Origin of the sequence: Pantoea sp. OXWO6B1 (genome assembly GCF_001641135.1) — a bacterium.
Classification (GTDB): Bacteria; Pseudomonadota; Gammaproteobacteria; order Enterobacterales; family Enterobacteriaceae; genus Pantoea; species Pantoea allii.
Genome location: NZ_LWLR01000001.1, coordinates 1,445,951 through 1,465,691, shown reverse-complemented (window position 1 = coordinate 1,465,691; position 19,741 = coordinate 1,445,951). Strand labels below are relative to the sequence as shown.

Sequence of the window (19,741 nt, the reverse complement as noted above, 5' to 3'; positions counted from 1 at the left end):
CTAAAACATGTTAAGCAGGTTGTTAACCGCTCAGGCGTTCGAATAGCAAACTGAAAGGCAAAAAAAGGAGCCATTGGCTCCTTTTTAGTTCCACAACGTGATCAGGCCAGACGACCGTGACACTGTTTGTATTTTTTACCTGAACCGCACGGGCAAGGATCGTTACGGCCCACTTTACGCTCGCCGCCCTGCTGCGCAACGGACTCCGCCGCCAGGATTTCTTCGCTGGCATGGCTCAACTGCTGTTGTTGTGCCAGGCGCTCGGCCTCTTCACGACGTTGTTGCTCCATCGCTTCGACTTCTTCCGGCATACGAACCTGTACTTTGCTCAGGGTACTGATCACTTCGTACTTGAGCGTTTCCAGCATCGCGGCAAACATGGCGAACGATTCACGCTTATATTCCTGCTTAGGATCTTTTTGTGCATATCCACGTAAGTGGATGCCCTGGCGCAGATAATCCATTGCGGCCAGGTGCTCTTTCCACAACGAGTCCAGCGTTTGCAGCATGACGCCTTTCTCAAAGTTGCGCATCATTTCCGCGCCGACGATCTCTTCTTTTTCCGCATAACTCTCGGCGGCGTGCGTCATGATACGTTCACGCAGCGTCTCTTCATGCAGATCCGGTTCTTTGTCCAGCCATTCGCTAATCGGCAGATCCAGATCGAAATCGTTACGCAGGCGCTCTTCAAGGCCCGGCACATCCCACATTTCTTCCAGCGACTGAGGCGGAATATAGCTGTCGATAATGGATTTATAGACGTCTTCGCGAATACTGTTGATGGTTTCTGACACATCAGACACATCAAGGAGTTCATTACGCTGGCTATAGATAGCACGACGCTGATCGTTGGCCACGTCATCATATTCCAGCAGTTGCTTACGAATATCGAAGTTACGGCTTTCCACCTTACGCTGCGCGTTGGCAATGGCTTTGGTCACCCACGGATGCTCAATGGCCTCGCCAGGTTTCATTCCCAGTTTGCGCATCATGTTGGAAACACGATCCGAGGCAAAGATACGCATCAGCGCATCTTCCATGGACAGGTAGAAGCGTGAAGAACCGGCGTCACCCTGACGACCCGCACGACCACGTAGCTGGTTATCAATACGACGCGATTCGTGACGTTCAGTACCCACGATATGCAGACCGCCCGAAGCCAGCACCGCATCATGGCGAATCTGCCAGGCGGCTTTAATCTCTTCGATTTGCGCATCTGATGGGTTTTCAAGCTCGGCAACTTCTGCGTGCCAGCTACCGCCCAGCATGATATCCGTACCACGGCCCGCCATGTTAGTGGCGATAGTGACAGCACCCGGTTGACCGGCCTGCGCCACGATATCCGCTTCGCGGGCATGGAACTTCGCATTCAGGACATTGTGTTTAATGCCGGCGCGCGTCAGTTCGTTTGATACCACTTCTGATTTTTCAATCGAAATCGTACCGACCAACACCGGCTGTCCGTTGGCCGTACGCTCGCGAATGTCTTCAATGATGGCATCGATCTTCTCTTTCTCGGTCATATAAACCAGATCGGCAAGATCTTTACGCACCATAGGACGGTTGGTCGGCACAACAATGGTATCGAGTTTGTAGATGGAGCTGAATTCAAACGCTTCGGTATCAGCTGTACCGGTCATCCCCGCCAGCTTGTCATAAAGGCGGAAGTAGTTCTGGAAGGTGATAGAAGCCAGGGTCTGGTTTTCGTTCTGAATCTCAACGCCTTCTTTGGCTTCAATCGCCTGATGCAGACCGTCAGACCAGCGACGCCCCTGCATCGTACGACCTGTATGTTCGTCGACAATGACGACTTCATCATCTTTTACAATGTAGTCGACATCGCGCGTGAACAGCGCATGGGCGCGAAGTGCCGCAGTAACATGGTGCATCAGCATGATATTGGTCGGTGAATAAAGTGATTCGCCTTCCACCATAATGCCCTGACTTACCAGCAGTTCTTCTACTTTTACCAGACCGCGCTCGCTCATGTGCGCCTGACGCGCCTTCTCATCGACCCAATAGTCGCCTTCGCCCTGGAAGTTGTCTGAATCTTCCTTTTCCTGGCGAATCAAATGAGGAATGATTTTATTCACTTTGGTGTAAAGTTCTGAGCTGTCTTCGGCCGGACCAGAAATGATCAGCGGCGTACGCGCTTCATCAATCAGGATGGAGTCAACTTCATCCACCAGCGCATAGTGCAGCTTACGCTGTACGCGCTCTTCTGGACTGAACGCCATGTTGTCACGCAGATAGTCAAAGCCGTACTCGTTGTTGGTACCGTAGGTGATGTCTGCTGCATAGGCTTCGCGTTTGGCGACAGAAGGCAGGCCAGACATGTTGATCCCGACGCTCAGGCCAAGAAACTCAAACAACGGACGGTTATTTTCCGCATCACGCTGGGCCAGATAGTCGTTGACGGTGACGACGTGTACGCCCTGGCCGGTTAAGGCATTCAAATAGGCTGGCAGGGTGGCCGTCAGGGTTTTACCTTCACCGGTACGCATCTCTGCGATACAGCGGTTATTCAGCACCATGCCGCCAATCAGCTGCACGTCAAAGTGACGCATGCCAAACACACGTTTACTGGCTTCACGTACGGTTGCAAAGGCTTCGGGGATAAGGCTTTCCAGTGATTCACCTTTTTTCAGGCGCTCACGGAAGAGTACCGTTTTGGCTTTCAGCTCGTCATCGGAGAGCACCTCGAACTCGGGCTCCATCTTGTTGATGATATCAACGTTTTTACGCATGCGGCGCAAAGTACGATCGTTGCTGCTACCAAAAACCTTGGTCAACATTTTGATTAACATAATAAATATATTCTCAATTCAGCCGGAGAGTCCGGACTGCGAAATCTAAATGGGATTAAAAACAAAGAGATTAGCAGAACAATAAAGCGGGTCCGGCACGGATACCGTGCACTTTGCCATGTCCGTCAGAACGCGTCTGTGTCGGAGCGGCAGGAAGAGGTTGCGAGGAGACACGAACCGGGATGCTGGGTTGTGCCGCCTGGGAGGTTAATAATGCATGAAGTGAATCAATCAACGCCAGCTTTTGTGCGGCCAGCGGATGCACCTGCTCTTCCGCCTGCGCCTGCGGCGTTAACGTGAAAGAGAGATGGCGGATAACCGTGCGGATGGCGTGCTGGTGCCAGTAGTCAACCGAGAAACTGGGACGTCGCGAGGCTTCCTGAAGACGAATCAAATGGTCAAAACGAACGGCATTGCCGATAAACAGGCTACTGGCGGAAGATTCTGATGCGGTATTGAGTTCAGCCGTTTGCGCACACGCTGGCAAGCCAAGACTGGCCGCCACCATTCCGAGAAGGAAATGAGGCCAGAAATAGCGTCTACCTAATTGTCGCCAGCGTAGAAGGATTCCGATCACAATTGTTCCATTGCGCATAACATTTTAATTATTCACCGCGGTTTTCAGCAGCATGCAGCCTGTAAAAGCGCCAGAGATAGTAACACTAATGTGGCGCGGCGACACCTGGGATTAGCGCAACAACGGGAGAAATCGCGCGCGATTGTGCAGCAATTCAGCAATTGTTTGCTTTGACGTAGGAATGCTATCGCAACAGGCGGAGATTAACAGCGAGGCAATAAAAAACGGCTGGTGCCACTGACCGGAGAGAGTGTCAGCACAGCCAGCCGTTTCACGTTCTGAACGGATTTAAGCCAGAACCAAATTTGGTGCTTTGAACGCCAGTGGCAATTCAGCTTCGTCTTCGAAGGTTGCCCATTCCCAGGCTTCCTGCTTAGCCAAAACGGCCTGCAGCAGTTTGTTGTTCAGCGCATGGCCTGATTTGAACGCGGTGAACGCGCCAATAATATTGTGGCCGCACATAAACAGATCGCCGATAGCATCCAGCATTTTGTGACGCACGAACTCGTCTTCAAAACGCAGGCCTTCTTCATTAAGCACGCGGAAATCATCAAGGCCAATCGCACAATCTAAACTACCGCCCAGGCACAGGCCTTTAGACTGCAGATATTCGATTTCACGCATGAAGCCAAAAGTACGTGCACGGCTAATCTGACGAACAAACGCTTCGGCAGAGAATTTCATCTGGTAGCGCTGAGAGCTGGAATCGATAGCCGGGTGTTTGAAATCGATAGTGAAATCAAGCGAGAAACCGTTATAAGGTTTGATCTCTGCCCATTTGTCACCGTCTTCAACACGCACAGTCTGCTTAACACGCACAAATTTCTTGGCGCTGCTGAGCTGCTCGATACCTGCATCCATCAGCAGATAGATGAAAGGCGCTGCACTGCCGTCCATAATCGGGATTTCTGGCGCATCAACTTCGACAATGATGTTATCGATGCCCAGACCTGCCAGTGCGGCATTTAAGTGTTCAACTGTCGAAATACGCACGCCTTCATCGTTCACCAGGCAGGTGCTCAGCATGGTGTCGCGCACGTATTTTGCATCAGCCGGAAAATCAACCGGTGGATTCAAGTCAGTGCGACGATAGATGACCCCGGTATTAGCCGGCGCAGGGCGCAGGGTCAGACTGACTTTCTTGCCGGTATGTAAACCGACACCTGTCGCCTGAACAATACGTTTTAATGTCCTTTGTTTGATCATCGTTATTATCTCGCAATATCGCTTTCCGACCGCCAGTATACGTTACCAGCGGGCGAACACTTTAGCACAAAGAGCGGGAAATCCCAATTATAAGGTTATTCCTAGTCGGCCTGCTTACGCAAAAATGCCGGAATATCAAGGTAATCTGGCTCTTTGTTAGACTGTGCGCTCTGATCGTTCACCACTTTAGCGGCAGGTTTTTGCTCCTGCGGCAGCGGAGACATACCGTGCTGCTGGTAACGATGATCCATCACAGGCTGACTGGCTGGTTTGTTAGTGACCAGGGTGATCTCTGGACGCTTATCCATGCCAATACCGGTTGCCACCACAGTGACGCGCAGTTCGTCATTCATTTCTGGGTCCAGCGAGGTACCAATCACGACGGTTGCGTTGTCTGAGGCGAAGGCGCGAATAGTGTTACCCACGGTTTCAAACTCATCCAGACGCAGGTCAAAGCCCGCAGTAATGTTGACCAGCACGCCGCGCGCACCAGAGAGATCGATATCTTCCAGCAGTGGGCTGGAGATCGCCATCTCAGCGGCTTCTTCTGCACGGTCTTCACCACAGGCCACGCCAGAACCCATCATTGCGTAACCCATTTCTGACATTACGGTACGCACGTCAGCGAAGTCCACGTTCATCAAGCCAGGACGAGTAATCAGCTCGGCGATACCCTGTACTGCGCCTTTCAGCACGTCGTTAGCCGCGCCAAAAGCATCGAGCAGGGAAATACCACGTCCAAGGACTTTTAACAGCTTGTCGTTAGGAATGGTAATCAGTGAATCCACGTGCTTGGACAGCTCAGCGATACCCTGCTCAGCAAACGCCATGCGCTTCTTGCCTTCAAAGTTAAAAGGCTTGGTCACGACCGCGACGGTCAAAATACCTAAATCTTTGGCCACTTCAGCCACAACAGGCGCTGCGCCGGTACCGGTACCGCCACCCATACCTGCTGCGATGAACACCATGTCTGCCCCTTCCAGCGCAGAACGCAGTGCTTCGCGATCTTCTTCTGCAGAGTTACGGCCTACTTCCGGGTTAGCACCCGCGCCCAGCCCCTTGGTAATGTTATTACCAATCTGGATGGTCTGGCCGACCGCTGTCTTACGCAACGCCTGAGCGTCGGTATTCACAGCGAAGAATTCCACACCTTCGATACGCTCGCGTACCATGTGCTCTACGGCGTTGCCACCGCCACCGCCGACGCCGATGACTTTAATCACCGCGTCATTGGTTAATTCCATAGGTTCAAACATGATTTCTCTCCGTTATGTGCCTGTCGCCTGGAGATCACTAAAGAAAACAGCATGATCCCCTTTTACAAAAATTAAAACTCTTTTTTTAACCAACTATTAATACGTTTAAACCAGTTACCCACGGAAACGCGCTTTTCAGCCTCTGCGTCACCGTTCAGGTGTGACTCTTTACCGTAGTGCAACAGCCCCACCGCAGTGGAATAGTAAGACTCCTGCGCGTAGTCCGTCAGACCCGTGATGTTTAGCGGCTGTCCAATGCGTACCTGCGTATGGAATACGCGCTGCGCACAGGCGGCCAATCCTTCAATCTGCGCCGCGCCGCCGGTTAACACAATCCCTGCTGCAAGATGGTGTTTAACGCCCTGCTGGCGAAGCTGCTCTTGTAACTGCAAAATCTCGTCGTTGACCAGATTTAAAAGCTCGGTGTAACGCGGCTCGATCACCTCGGCCAGCGTCTGACGTTGCAGGCTACGTGGCGGACGTCCGCCCACGCTTGGCACTTCAACGTTTTCGTCTTTTCCGACGATCGACCCTAATGCACAGCCGTGTCGTACTTTGATGGCTTCCGCATCGGTGGGCGGCGTACCAAATGCGTAGGCGATATCACTGGTGACCACATTGCCAGCATAAGGAATAACCTTAGTATGACGTAATGCGCCGCCCGTGTAGACGGCGATATCCATTGTGCCGCCACCAATATCCACCACACAAACGCCCAGTTCGCGTTCGTCTTCGGTCAGGACCGCAAAGCTGGATGCCAGACCGGCAAAAATCAGTTGGTCAACTTTGAGGCCACAACGTTCAACGGCTTTGACAATATTTTTTGCCATGTCGTTGTGACAGGTGATCAAATGCACCTTTGCCTGCATGCGCACACCCGACAGACCAACCGGATTTTTAATGCCTTCCTGATAGTCGATGGCATATTCCTGAGGAATAACGTGCAGAATGCGATGCTCGTCACGAACGCGCACTGACTTGGCCGTATGCACCACGTTCTCTACATCATCCTGAGTCACTTCCTCTTCGGAAATCGGAACCATCCCGATTTCGTTCTGACAACTGATATGTTTGCCCGATAATGCAAGGTAAACGGAGGAGATCTGGCAATCCGCCATCAACTCAGCCTGATCGATGGCGCGCTGTACGCATTTCACCACCGACTCAAGATCGTTTACGCCACCTTTATCCATACCGCGGGACGGGCAACTGCCGACCCCAATAATATTGACCATACCATCAGGCAGAATTTCCCCAACCAGGGCGGCGACCTTCGCAGTGCCGATTTCGAGTCCAACTACCAGTTTTCTGTCCGTTGCCTTGATCATTGTTGTTTAGCCTGTGCCTGGTTTTGTTGCTGATTACTGTCCTGTGGCTCCATCACTATCGGTGTCCAGCCAACAGAAGCGCCAGAGTCATAGCGTAAATCAACCGAGTTGATGCGCTTGTGTTCATTCTGACCTTGCTGCAGCAGCACCGGATAGAGCTCAATAAAACGATTCAGACGCTTCATGGTATCAGTACGACCCAGCTCAATACGTACATCATCGCTGGTCACTAACTGCCATGAACGCCGCGCCGTCATCGACGCCACCTTCAGGGTAAACTTCCTGGCTTTCAGCACGTCATCCATACTGTGATAACCCGCCAGCACCTCTTTTTCACTGCCTTCTGGACCGTATAACATCGGCAGCGTTTCTTTACCCATATGGTTAGCCGGTACGCTGAATGACACGCCGTCGCTGTCAACCATGTGAGAGTCGTTCCAGCGCGCCACCGGCGTATATTCCACCAGATGGATTTTCAGTTCATCCGGCCACTGCTTACGCACGCTAACCTGCTTTATCCATGGCAATCTTTCTATCTGCTGCTGGATGATGTTCACATCCTGCGACATAAAGGTGCCAGGTGAACCTAACGACAAAATCGCCTGGCGAATATCGTCGTGAGTGGTGTAATGCAGTTGTCCCGTCACTACCAGCTTTGACAGCGGTAACCGAGAGGCATCGTTCATCCACTTCAGCACCACTAAGCCACCCGCAATCATTACGCCCATCACCATCAGCAGAAACACGATGCCGAAGAGCCGGGCACCGTTACTGCGACCGTTGCGTGCCCGCTCCTGCGCCTCACGGTTACGTACGTTCATCGCCGCCTGTGACATATCAGTCGGCCAGTTCCAGAATGCGTACAACCAACTGAGAAAACGTCAGGCCAGCCTGCTTTGCTGCCATCGGCACCAAGCTGTGGCTGGTCATACCGGGTGACGTGTTTGCTTCCAACAGCTGGAAATGTCCTTCTCCATCGGTCATGACATCAACGCGTCCCCAGCCACTGCATCCCAGTGCACGCCAGGCAGACCAAACCAGCTGTTGTAATTCTGCCTCACGCTCTGCACTCAGTCCGGCTGGACAGAAGTACTGAGTATCGTCAGAAATGTATTTAGCTTCATAGTCATAGAACTCGCTGACGGTCTTTATTTTTATGGCTGGCAGAATCTGCTCGCCCAGAATGCCAACGGTATATTCCTCACCGCTCAGAAACGCCTCAACCAGCACGTTATCGTCGTGGCGAAATGCTTCTTCCAGTGCTGCGGTCAGATCGCTCTGCTGATTCACGCGGCTGATCCCAACACTGGACCCTTCGCTGCTCGGTTTAACGAACAGCGGTAAACCTAGCGCGCTAATCGCTGTCTTGGTGGCCGTATCCAGACCGGCCTGCATCTGTTCACGCGTGATCCAGACAAATTTACCTGCCGGCAGTCCCCTGCCCTGCCACAGCAGCTTGGTGCGCAGTTTGTCCATGGTCACGGCCGATGCCATCACGCCGCTGCCGGTATAGGGCAACTGCAGGAACTCCAGCACCGCCTGAAGCGTGCCGTCTTCACCGCCACGACCGTGCAGGGCGATAAACACCTTTTCAAAACCTTGTGCAGTTAAATCCAGCACTGAAACGTCGCGGGTATCAATACCCTGTGCGTCAATACCTGCTTCGCGTAAGCCGGCCAGCACGGCCCCGCCGGACATCAGGGACACGTCGCGCTCGGCTGACGTGCCGCCCATTAAAACGGCAACTTTAGGCATGACGGCCCTCCACTTTGCGCTCTGGCTGCAATTTGCAGTCGGCCAGTTTACGCGCCACTTTACCTACGTTCCCTGCACCCTGAACCAGAATCAGATCGTTACCTGACAGCAAAGGTGCCAGCATTTCAACGAGCGAATCATGTTCCGGCACCAGAATAGGATCGACCTTGCCACGGTTACGAATGGCACGGCACAGTGCACGGCTGTCCGCGCCAGGAATGGGCGTTTCACCTGCCGCGTACACATCCAGCATCAGCAAAACGTCAACCTGAGACAGCACGTTGGCAAAATCATCAAACAGGTCACGGGTTCGCGTGTAACGGTGCGGCTGAAACACCATCGCCAGTTTTTTATCAGGCCAACCCGCGCGCGCCGCTTTGATGGTAGCGTCCACTTCCGTGGGATGATGACCATAATCATCCACCAGCATGGCGGTGCCAGGCTGACCGTTGACCGGTTCGGTAGAAAACTCGCCCAACTGGTCGAAACGACGACCGGTTCCCTGAAAGTTTTCCAGCGCCGCCAGAATGGCGCTGTCTTCAATCCCTTCTTCGCTGGCAACGGCTACGGCCGCTGCTGCGTTTAATGCATTGTGCCGACCCGGTGCGTTCAGGGTGATCTGTAACGGCGCCTTGTCCTGACGAATCAGGCTAAAGTGCACCTGTGCACCACGCTGTTCAAAGTCTTCGATGCGGAAGTCAGCATCGTCACTGAAGCCATAGGTCGTAATCTGGCGGCCTACGCGAGGAAGCAGGTCACGAATCACGGCATCATCGACGCACATGACTGCGCGGCCGTAGAACGGTAAATTGTGCAGGAAATTAATGAACGTCTGCTTCAGGTTTTCAAAATCTCCCTGATAGGTGTCCATATGATCCGCTTCAATATTGGTGACGACAGCGACCATTGGCTGCAGATGGAGGAATGACGCATCGCTCTCATCCGCTTCGGCGATCAGATAGCGGCTGCTGCCCAGACGCGCATGCGTGCCCGCCGCTTTAACCAGCCCCCCGTTAACGAAAGTCGGGTCCAGGCCACCTTCTGCGTAAATGCTCGACACCATTGCTGTTGTCGTGGTTTTGCCGTGCGTGCCGGCAATCGCAATACCGTGACGAAAGCGCATCAGTTCTGCCAGCATCTCCGCGCGACGAATCACCGGGATACGTTGCTCGCGTGCCGCCACCAGTTCAGGATTGTCCTGCGCAACGGCGCTGGACACCACGACTACGCTGGCATCGGTTACGTTTTCCGGGCGATGGTTAAAGTAAATCGTTGCGCCCAGTTTGATCAGATTTTGTGTTACCGGATTCGGTGCCAGATCAGAACCGCTGATATGGTAGCCTTCATTTGCTAACACTTCGGCAATACCGCCCATGCCAGCACCGCCGATGCCGACAAAGTGAATGTGCCGGACGCGACGCATCTCGGGCACGATTGAACGCAGTTTCGCCAGTTGTTGTGTATTCATTACGCTTTATTACCTACCTACTCATTCAGTTTGTGCTCAGTTTGAGCACGGGTCAGCCAGGCTGACCTGATGCGTTAATGTGCGGCGTGAGCCACTGCCTGCGCGACCCGTTCAGTCGCATCGGGTACCGCCACCTCATGGGCTTTTTCAGCCATCGCGAGTAATGTCGGGCGATCCCAGTGACGCAACGTTTCCGCTACCGCCTCCGCTGTAAACTGCGGCTGCTCAAAAATTTTGGCTGCACCTGCGCCCTCAAGCGGCAAGGCATTCCAGTACTGCTGACGATCTTTGTGCTGAAAAGGCACGAAGATGGCCGGTAATCCCGCGGCAGCAATTTCACTCACCGTCAGTGCACCTGAGCGACAAATCACTACATCAGCCCAGGCATATGCCGCCGCCATATCATCAATAAATTCGGTCACCTTGTGCTGCTGACCTGCCTGCTGATAGGCATGCTCTACATCCTGCAATGCACCTTTACCGGTCTGATGCCAGACGGTGATCTGCTCACCCAGTTTTGCCGCAACCAGGGGCACCGTCTGGTTAAGAATGCGCGCGCCCTGACTGCCGCCCACCACCAGAATACGGATGGCACCACTGCGCCCGGCCAGGCGCTGAGTCGGTGATGGCAGGGCCAGCACGTCCGTACGCACCGGGTTTCCTACCACTTCTGCGTGGGGAAACGCACCGGGAAATGCCTGCATAACTTTGGTGGCAATTTTTGCCAGCCACTTGTTGGTGAGTCCGGCAATACCGTTTTGCTCATGCAGCACGACAGGGACACCACAACTCCAGGCAGCCAGGCCACCCGGGCCCGATACATAGCCCCCCATGCCCAGCACGACGTCCGGCTTCCAGGCTTTAATAATCTTGCGAGCCTGACGCCAGGCGTTAAAAATACGCACCGGCGCTAGCAACAGGGCTTTGATGCCCTTGCCGCGTAATCCGCTGATACGGATGAAGTCGATGTCGATACCGTGCTTGGGTACCAGGTCGGCTTCCATACGATCTGCGGTGCCTAACCAGCGAACTTCCCAGCCCTGCGCTTTCAGATGATGGGCCACGGCCAGCCCCGGGAACACATGTCCGCCAGTGCCACCTGCCATGACCATCAATCGTTTACCACTCATCGACCACCTCGGGTAAACGCCTGCGCTTTAGCCAGACGCGTTTCATAATCAATACGTAACAAAAATACGATGGCCGTAGACATAATGATGAGACTCGAACCACCGTAACTAATTAACGGTAACGTCAGCCCTTTGGTCGGTAACATACCCGCCGCGGCGCCCACGTTGACCAGTGCCTGAAAGCTAAACCATACGCCGATTGAACAGGCTAAGAAGCCCGAAAAACGTTGGTCAAGTTCAAGCGCGCGTCGACCGATCGACATTGCGCGAAAAGCGACGAAGAATACCATTAACAGCGCTAAAACCACACCGATGTAACCCAGTTCTTCTCCGATAATGGAGAAAATAAAGTCGGTATGCGCTTCGGGCAGATATTCCAGTTTCTGAACCGAATTCCCCAGCCCCTGGCCCCAGAATTCACCGCGGCCAAACGCCATCAGCGATTGTGTAAGCTGGTAGCCGCTGCCGAAAGGATCTTCCCATGGGTCCCAGAATGACGTGACGCGGCGCATACGGTATGGCTCGGCGATAATCAACAGCACCACGGCAAAAATGCCGGAGCCGATGATGGCCAGAAACTGCCACAGCTTGGCCCCCGCCAGAAACAGCATCGCCAGCGTGGTAACAAACAGCACCACCACCGTGCCGAGGTCCGGTTGAGCCAGCAGCAGTACAGCCAGCACGACCATCACGCCCATCGGCTTACAGAAGCCCCAGAAGTTATTTCGCACCTCTTCGACTTTACGCACCAGGTAACTGGCGAGATAGCAGAAGAGCGTGAGTTTAGATAATTCGGCTGGCTGGATACGTAGCGGGCCTAACGCAATCCAGCGTGAAGCACCATTGACCGAGCTACCCACGACTAAAACAATCAACAGCATGGCGACAGACACCATCAGCATCACGTTGCTGTAACGCTGCCAGAAATCCATCGGGACGCGCAGGGTAACCAGCGCCATACCGAATGCCAGGGCGATATAAAACGCATCACGCTTGGCAAAATAGAACGGATCGTCATTCAGACGCTGACCTACCGGCATCGATGCCGAGGTCACCATCACAAAGCCGATGGCGGCTAAGCCCAGCGTTAACCAGAGCAACGTACGGTCATAGAGCACCAGCGAGGTATCATCGCTTTCGCGCGACCCCATTACCCAGTTACTCAACCGACTGGACAGGTAACTCGCAATGCCCGAACCAGGAATACGCATCAGCTTAGCTCCCTGGCCAGTTGCGCGAAGACGTCACCGCGCTGCTCAAAACTGCGAAACTGATCGAGGCTGGCACAGGCTGGCGAAAGCAGTACCATATCGCCCGGCTGGACCTGCCTGGCAATCTGTTCCATAGCCTGCTGCAGCGTTTCAGTGCGTACCGCGACGTCGGGCCGCAGCGCGGCCAGCGCATCACCATCGCGACCAAAGCAGAACAACCGGATACGATCGCCCTGAACATAAGACGCCAACGGCGAGAAGTCTGCTGATTTGCCATCCCCACCAAGCAGCAGCCAGAGCGTGCCGTTAACCTGCAAGCCTTTTAATGCGGCTTCTGTACTGCCGACGTTGGTCGCTTTTGAATCATTAATCCAGCGTACGCCGCGACTCTCATGAACCAGTTGAAAACGGTGTGGCAGGCCGGAATAGGCTGCAAGCGCAGACAGGCTGGTGGATCGTGGTAACCCCACCGCATCTGCCAACGCTAATGCCGCCAGCGCATTGGTGTAATTATGTTGCCCCACCAGCGTCATTTCATCGGTGTTTAGCACCTTCTCGCCTTTGGCCCGGAGCCATATACTGCCCTGCTGCTTATTGAGATGATAATCCCCGATATCGATGCCAAAACTCACACAGCGCGAGTCAGCGCCGCGCACCGGCATCGTCATGCCATCATCAGCGTTCACCACACAAACCAGGGCGTTCTCGTAAATACGCAGTTTGGCTGCCCGATACTGCTGCATACCTAACGGATAGCGATCCATATGATCTTCCGTCACGTTAAGAATGGTGGCGGCGGCAGCTTTCAGGCTGTGCGTGGTTTCCAACTGAAAGCTGGAGAGCTCCAGCACATACAGCTGCGCAGACGCTTTCAGCAGGCTGAGCGCGGGCAAACCAATATTGCCACCCACACCTACCTGCCAGCCTGCCGCCTTAGCCATTTCGCCGACCAGGGTGGTGACCGTACTTTTTCCGTTCGAGCCGGTAATCGCCACAATCGGTGCCTGTGCTTCACGACAAAACAGCTCAATGTCACCGACGATTTCGATGCCCGCGTCCGCAGCTTCACACAACGCCGGATGCGCCAGCGCAATACCGGGGCTGGCAATGATAAGGTCTGCCGCTAACAGCCAGTCACTGTTGATACCGCCCACGTAACGCTCTACCTGCTCAGGCAACTTATCCAGCCCTGGCGGTGACATACGGGTATCCATCACGCGTGGCGTTACGCCCTGCGCTACAAAGAAATCAACACAGGACAGCCCGGTCAGGCCTAATCCGATGATGACGACTTTTCTCCCGCGATAGTCAGCCATGATTACCGTACCTTCAGCGTCGCCAGGCCAATCAGCACCAGCATGAGCGAAATAATCCAGAAGCGCACAATGACGCGCGGCTCTGGCCAGCCTTTCAGTTCGTAGTGATGGTGAATCGGCGCCATTCGGAAAATACGTTGCCCGCGTAGCTTGAATGACCCCACCTGCAGAATCACCGACAGCGTTTCAACAACAAACACGCCGCCCATGATCACTAATAAAAATTCCTGACGCAGCAGCACGGCGATGGTCCCTAATGCGCCGCCCAGCGCCAGCGATCCGACATCGCCCATGAAAACCTGGGCCGGATAGGTATTGAACCAGAGGAACCCTAATCCTGCCCCCACGATGGCGGTACAGACGATCACCAGTTCACCGGCATGCCGTAAATAAGGAATATGCAGATACTCGGCGAATTTCACGTTACCTGTTGCCCAGGCGACCAGTGCAAAACCTGCCGCCACAAAGACAGTTGGCATAATGGCCAGGCCATCCAGACCGTCGGTCAGGTTGACGGCATTACCGGTACCCACAATGACGAAGTAAGCCAGCACGATGTAAAACAGACCCAGCTGTGGCATCACGTCTTTGAAGAAAGGCACAACCAGCTCTGTGGCTGGCGTATCTTTACCGGCCAGGTAAAGCGCAAAGGCAACGCCCAGGGAAATCACCGACATCCAGAAGTATTTCCAGCGCGCGATCAACCCTTTCGTATCTTTGCGTACTACTTTGCGGTAATCATCGACAAAGCCAATCACGCCAAAGCCCACCAGCACCACCAGCACACACCAGACATAGGGGTTGGATGGGTAAGCCCACATCAATACCGACAGGGTGATCGAAGTCAGAATCATGATGCCGCCCATGGTCGGCGTCCCACGCTTGCTAAAGTGCGACTCCGGGCCGTCGTTACGCACCACCTGACCGATTTGCAGTTTCTGCAGCCACGCAATCAGGCGTGGCCCCATCCACAGGGAGATAAATAACGCGGTCAGCAGGCTGACAATGGCGCGAAACGTCAGATACGAAAAGACGTTGAAGCCGGAATAAAATGCGACCAGATGTTCGGCCAGCCAAACTAACATGTTCCTTTCTCCTGTAAGCTCTGTACTACCTGCTCCATGGCGGCACTACGTGAACCCTTAATCAATACGGTCATTTCTTTGTGTTCGGACAGTAACTGGTGTAAACGTTCAGTCAGCGCGGTTTTATCGCTGAAATGTTCGCCAACGCCACTGCTTTCGCTAATTAAATGGCTTATCTGACCGGTGCTTAACACACTATCAATGCCTGCGGCTTTGGCGGCCAGGCCCACTTCACGATGGCACTGTTCGCTTTCGTCGCCTAATTCAGCCATATCGCCCACCACCATGACGCGGTAACCCGGCATCTCAGACAGCACCTGGGCTGCTGCGATCATCGAGCCGACGTTTGCGTTATAGCTGTCATCGAGCAGCAGTTGCTGCGCGGAGAGGCGGATGGGGAACAGGCGTCCGGGTACGGACTGAAGGTTTTTCAGGCCACTCTGCACTGCGCTGAGCGGGGCATCCACCGACAGCGCGAGCGCGGCAGCGGCGAGCGCATTCGCAATATTATGCCGTCCCGGCACCGGTAAGGTAATGTCTGCTTCGCCATGCGGCGTGTGCATAACAAAGTGCGTGCCATCCTGACTGATACGAATATCGCGCGCGTGAAAATCGCAGTCAGCATCCTGGGGGGAGAAACGCCATACCGTTTTACCGTGCAGGTTCTCCTGCCAGTGCGGCCAGTCATTGCTGTCAGCGTTTAATATCGCCGTTCCCTTCGCGGGCAAACCGTTAAAAATTTCACCTTTGGCTTTTGCCACACCAGCCAGCGAACCAAACCCTTCAAGATGAGCCGCGGCAAGGTTATTGACCAGCGCGCTTTCCGGACGGACCAGATCGGTGGTGTAGGCGATTTCGCCCTGATGATTTGCACCCAGCTCAATGACCGCGAACTGATGTTCAGGCGTGAGGCGCAATAAGGTCATCGGCACGCCAAAATCGTTGTTCAGGTTACCGGCGGTATGAAGTGTTTCACCACATTGACGTAAAATCGCAGCCGTCATCTCTTTCACCGAGGTCTTACCGGAAGAGCCGGTCAGGGCGACTACCCGAGCGCTGGCCTGTTGACGCACCCATGCTCCCAGCTTGCCAAACGCCAGGCGCGTATCCTCAACCACAACCTGAGGCACAGATACAGGTAAACGCTTACTTACCAGCAAGGCTTTGGCCCCCTTGGCGATAGCATCTTCTACAAAGTCATGGGCATCAAAACGCTCACCCACGATGGCCACAAACAGGCTACCTGCGGTGACCTTGCGGGTATCCGTTGTGACATCATTTAATGTCAGGTCGTCGCCGTGCAGGGTGCCGCTGGTGATCTGTGCTAACGTGCTCAATGAAACCGGAATCATGCTACGCCTCCTAGCAATGTGGCGACCGTCGCACGATCGGAGTAATCCAGACGTTGATTGCCAACAATTTGATAGTCTTCATGGCCTTTCCCGGCCACCAATACGATGTCATCGGGATGAGCCTGCATGATGGTGCTGGTCACGGCCTGCGCGCGTCCGGAAACCACACGGGCACGGCCAGGATCGAGCAGCCCACTCAGAATGTCCTGCACAATCGCCTGAGGATCTTCACTGCGCGGATTATCATCCGTCACCACCACCACGTCGGCAAACTGCTCAGCAATTGCTCCCATTAGTGGGCGCTTACCTTTGTCGCGATCGCCGCCACATCCGAACAGGCACCACAGTTTGCCTTTGCAATGCAGGCGCGCGGCTTCCAGTGCTTTCTCTAAGGCATCCGGCGTGTGGGCATAATCCACCACGACGGTAGGCTTACCCGGGGCGCTGAAGACTTCCATTCGCCCGTTCACCGGCTGCAGTCTTGCCGCAACCCGCAGTAGATCATCCAGCGCATAACCCAGCGCCAGCAGCGTTGCCAGAGCCAACAGTAAGTTACTGACGTTGAAGGCCCCCATCAGGCGGCTGTTTATCTCGCCCTCGCCCCAGCTTGAGTCGAAGCGAATGTCGGCACCATTATCGTGATAGTTCACGTCGGTCGCACGAAGCCAGCGACCATGATTACCGGGCTGCAGGTTATTTTCCATCGTGACTGCCACGGCGTCAGGCAGATTTGCCAGCCAGCGGCGACCGACGTCATCGTCAGCATTAAGCACGGCCACACCGACCTGATGCTCGGAAAATAACAACCATTTTGCCGACGCATACTGCTGCATATCACCGTGGTAATCGAGATGGTCACGGCTGAGGTTGGTAAACACCGCAGCGGCAAAAGGCAGTGCTGAAACACGATGCTGCACCAGCCCGTGTGACGAAATTTCCATTGCCGTCAGCGATGCGCCTTTCCGGACCAGTTCATCCAGGTTGTGCTGCACATCTACGGCTGAACCCGTGGTATTTTCCGCTGGCACCAGTTGCCCGACCAGCCCATTGCCTACCGTGCCCATCACCGCACTGGTTTCGCCCAGCAGGCTGGCCCACTGCGCCAGTAACTGCGTGGTGGTCGTTTTACCATTGGTACCGGTTACGCCAATCAGCTTTTGCTTTTCGCCCGGCTGCTGGTAAAAACGGCCTGCCAGAGCAGAAAGACGTTGATGCAGCTGCGCCAGATAAATGACCGGCACGCCGTGCATCTCACGAATTTCGCCGTCGGTCGCTTCCCCTTCTGCTTCCGCGATAACGGCAGCCACGCCCTGCGCAATCGCCTGAGGAATAAACCGTCGACCATCAACCTGATGGCCGGCAATGGCCACAAACAGATCGCCCGCCGCCGCACTGCGGCTGTCCAGAGTCATGTCACGCAACGGGCGCGCAGGTGCGTCAGGCACCCACGGTCCGAGTAAGTCGCGCAGGTTACGATCTGTCACTTGATTCCTCACTTCTGTTTGTCACCAACTCGTTTTTGTCATTGGTCGGCAGGGCATCCGGTTCGATATTCATGGTACGCAGAACGCCGCCCATGATGGCACCGAACACCGGTGCAGAAACCGCACCACCATAATATTTACCGGCCTGGGGATCGTTAATGACCACCACCAGCGCAAAACGAGGGCGACTGGCAGGCGCAACGCCTGCGGTATAGGCAATGTATTTATTCACGTAACGACCATCCGGCCCGACCTTTTTCGCGGTACCGGTTTTGATCGCCACGCGATAGCCTTTGATGGCGGCTTTCACGCCGCCTCCGCCCGGTAACGCCACGCTTTCCATCATGTGCACCACGGTTTTCACCAGGGCTTCAGGAAACACGCGCTCACCACCAACCGGCGGATCAACTTTGGTTATCGACAGCGGACGAGCAATGCCGAAGCTGCCAATCGTTGCGTAGACTCGCGCTAACTGTAACGGCGTTACCATTAGCCCGTAGCCGAAAGAGAAGGTGGCCCTCTCTATGTCAGACCACCGTTGTTTTTTAGGGTATAAGCCACTACTTTCCCCGACCAGCCCCAAATTGGTCGGTTTACCCAGTCCAAAGCGCGCGTAAGTATCTACAAGCGCTGAGGAGGGCATCGCTAACGCCAGTCGTGAAACACCGACGTTACTCGATTTCTGTAAAACACCTGTCAAAGTCAGTTCGCTGTAGCGCGCCACATCTTTGATTTCATGGCCGTTGACGCGATAGGGAACGGTATTCAGTACGCTGTTCTCTTTCACCACACCGCGTTGCAGGGCCGTCATCACCACCATCGGCTTCACCGTTGAGCCAGGCTCGAAAATGTCGGTGATGGCGCGGTTACGCATCAGGTCTTTTGCCGTGTTGCTCAGGTTATTCGGGTTATAGGCCGGGCTGTTGGCCATTGCCAGTACTTCGCCGGTGTTCACGTCCACCAGCACCGCCGTGCCCGATTCCGCTTTGTTAAACGCCACTGCGTTGTTGAGTTCGCGGTAGACCAGCGCCTGCAGGCGTTCGTCGATGCTCAGCGTCAGGTTATGCGCGGCACGGCTGTCAACCGAAGAGATATCTTCAATCACACGTCCGTAGCGATCTTTACGCACGGTTCGCTCGCCCGGTTCACCGGTCAGCCATTTATCGAAGCTCTTTTCGATGCCTTCAATGCCCTGGCCGTCGATATTGGTAAAGCCGATGAGATGTGACGTCACCTGACCAGCCGGATAGTAGCGTCGGGACTCTTCACGCAAATGAATGCCTGGCAGCTTGAGTTTTTTAACGTATTCACCGATGGCGGGATTGACCTGACGCGCCAGGTAAATAAAGCGCCCTTTGGGATTCGCATTCACGCGTGCGGCCAGTTGATCAATGGGGATAGAAAGGGCATCGGATAAGGCTTTCCAGCGGCTGTCAAGCGTGACCCCGCCAGCATCATGCAGCTCTTTAGGATCGGCCCAGATCGCATTTACCGGCACGCTGACCGCCAGCGGGCGTCCACCACGATCGCTGATCATGCCGCGCGCGGTCGGCACCGCCTGAACGCGTAATGAGCGTAAATCGCCTTCTTTAACCAGCTTGTCTGGGTTGATCACCTGCAGCCATGCAACCCGGGACAACAGCCCACCTAACGCCAGCAAAATGCAACCGCATAACAACGCAAAACGCCAGCTTACAAAGCTGGCTTTATCTTCCGGTTTTTTTAACTTCAGCGTTCTTTTTACGCCGTTCATTAGCAGTAACAGA

Annotated in this window: 15 protein-coding genes; all 15 read right to left on the bottom strand. The window is 54.4% G+C overall.

Translation table 11 applies throughout. The features are described 5' to 3' along the window. Window positions 1-101: 101 nt before the first annotated feature. The gene (secA, locus tag A6A26_RS08970; protein WP_063878411.1) at window positions 102-2,807 is read right to left on the bottom strand and encodes a preprotein translocase subunit SecA; all 2,706 of its coding nucleotides are present in this window, start codon (window positions 2,805-2,807) and stop codon (window positions 102-104) included. Between the two features lie 70 nt (window positions 2,808-2,877). Then, entirely contained in the window at window positions 2,878-3,384 is a 507-nt protein-coding gene (gene secM / locus A6A26_RS08965; protein WP_241567497.1) for a secA translation cis-regulator SecM, read from the bottom strand. Window positions 3,385-3,672: 288 nt separating this feature from the next. Next, on the bottom strand, window positions 3,673-4,590 hold the full coding sequence (lpxC, locus tag A6A26_RS08960) for a UDP-3-O-acyl-N-acetylglucosamine deacetylase (protein WP_063878409.1): 918 nt from the start codon (window positions 4,588-4,590) through the stop codon (window positions 3,673-3,675). Window positions 4,591-4,691: 101 nt separating this feature from the next. Then, a complete protein-coding gene (ftsZ, locus tag A6A26_RS08955) occupies window positions 4,692-5,846 on the bottom strand; it encodes a cell division protein FtsZ (RefSeq protein ID WP_013024618.1) in 1,155 nt (384 codons plus the stop codon). 71 nt (window positions 5,847-5,917) lie between these two features. Then, complete coding sequence (gene ftsA, locus A6A26_RS08950) at window positions 5,918-7,174, bottom strand: cell division protein FtsA (RefSeq protein WP_063878408.1); 1,257 nt, start codon at window positions 7,172-7,174, stop codon at window positions 5,918-5,920. Next, window positions 7,171-8,010, bottom strand: coding sequence for a cell division protein FtsQ (ftsQ, locus tag A6A26_RS08945; RefSeq protein ID WP_063878407.1), 840 nt, complete (start codon window positions 8,008-8,010; stop codon window positions 7,171-7,173). Before ftsQ ends, ftsA begins: the two co-directional genes overlap by 4 nt. Before the next feature lies 1 nt (window position 8,011). Continuing rightward, window positions 8,012-8,929, bottom strand: a complete 918-nt coding sequence (locus A6A26_RS08940) for a D-alanine--D-alanine ligase (RefSeq protein WP_063878406.1) — start codon at window positions 8,927-8,929, stop codon at window positions 8,012-8,014. Beyond that, a complete protein-coding gene (gene murC / locus A6A26_RS08935; RefSeq protein ID WP_063878405.1) occupies window positions 8,922-10,397 on the bottom strand; it encodes a UDP-N-acetylmuramate--L-alanine ligase in 1,476 nt (491 codons plus the stop codon). Before murC ends, A6A26_RS08940 begins: the two co-directional genes overlap by 8 nt. A gap of 74 nt (window positions 10,398-10,471) precedes the next feature. Beyond that, complete coding sequence (murG, locus tag A6A26_RS08930; RefSeq protein WP_063878404.1) at window positions 10,472-11,527, bottom strand: undecaprenyldiphospho-muramoylpentapeptide beta-N-acetylglucosaminyltransferase; 1,056 nt, start codon at window positions 11,525-11,527, stop codon at window positions 10,472-10,474. Further along, window positions 11,524-12,738 carry a cell division protein FtsW gene (gene ftsW, locus A6A26_RS08925; RefSeq protein WP_063878403.1) on the bottom strand — a complete coding sequence of 405 codons (1,215 nt, stop codon included), beginning with the start codon at window positions 12,736-12,738 and terminating at the stop codon, window positions 11,524-11,526. Before ftsW ends, murG begins: the two co-directional genes overlap by 4 nt. Further along, window positions 12,738-14,054, bottom strand: coding sequence for a UDP-N-acetylmuramoyl-L-alanine--D-glutamate ligase (gene murD / locus A6A26_RS08920; protein ID WP_063878402.1), 1,317 nt, complete (start codon window positions 14,052-14,054; stop codon window positions 12,738-12,740). Before murD ends, ftsW begins: the two co-directional genes overlap by 1 nt. A 2-nt stretch (window positions 14,055-14,056) precedes the next feature. Continuing rightward, complete coding sequence (mraY, locus tag A6A26_RS08915) at window positions 14,057-15,139, bottom strand: phospho-N-acetylmuramoyl-pentapeptide-transferase (protein WP_013024610.1); 1,083 nt, start codon at window positions 15,137-15,139, stop codon at window positions 14,057-14,059. Beyond that, window positions 15,133-16,491 (bottom strand): UDP-N-acetylmuramoyl-tripeptide--D-alanyl-D-alanine ligase, encoded by a 1,359-nt coding sequence (gene murF, locus A6A26_RS08910; RefSeq protein ID WP_063878401.1) that lies wholly within the window; start codon window positions 16,489-16,491, stop codon window positions 15,133-15,135. The genes mraY and murF overlap by 7 nt, the downstream gene beginning before the upstream one ends. After that, window positions 16,488-17,975 carry a UDP-N-acetylmuramoyl-L-alanyl-D-glutamate--2,6-diaminopimelate ligase gene (murE, locus tag A6A26_RS08905; RefSeq protein WP_063878400.1) on the bottom strand — a complete coding sequence of 496 codons (1,488 nt, stop codon included), beginning with the start codon at window positions 17,973-17,975 and terminating at the stop codon, window positions 16,488-16,490. Before murE ends, murF begins: the two co-directional genes overlap by 4 nt. Further along, window positions 17,962-19,728, bottom strand: a complete 1,767-nt coding sequence (locus A6A26_RS08900; RefSeq protein WP_063878399.1) for a peptidoglycan glycosyltransferase FtsI — start codon at window positions 19,726-19,728, stop codon at window positions 17,962-17,964. The genes murE and A6A26_RS08900 overlap by 14 nt, the downstream gene beginning before the upstream one ends. Window positions 19,729-19,741: the final 13 nt, after the last annotated feature.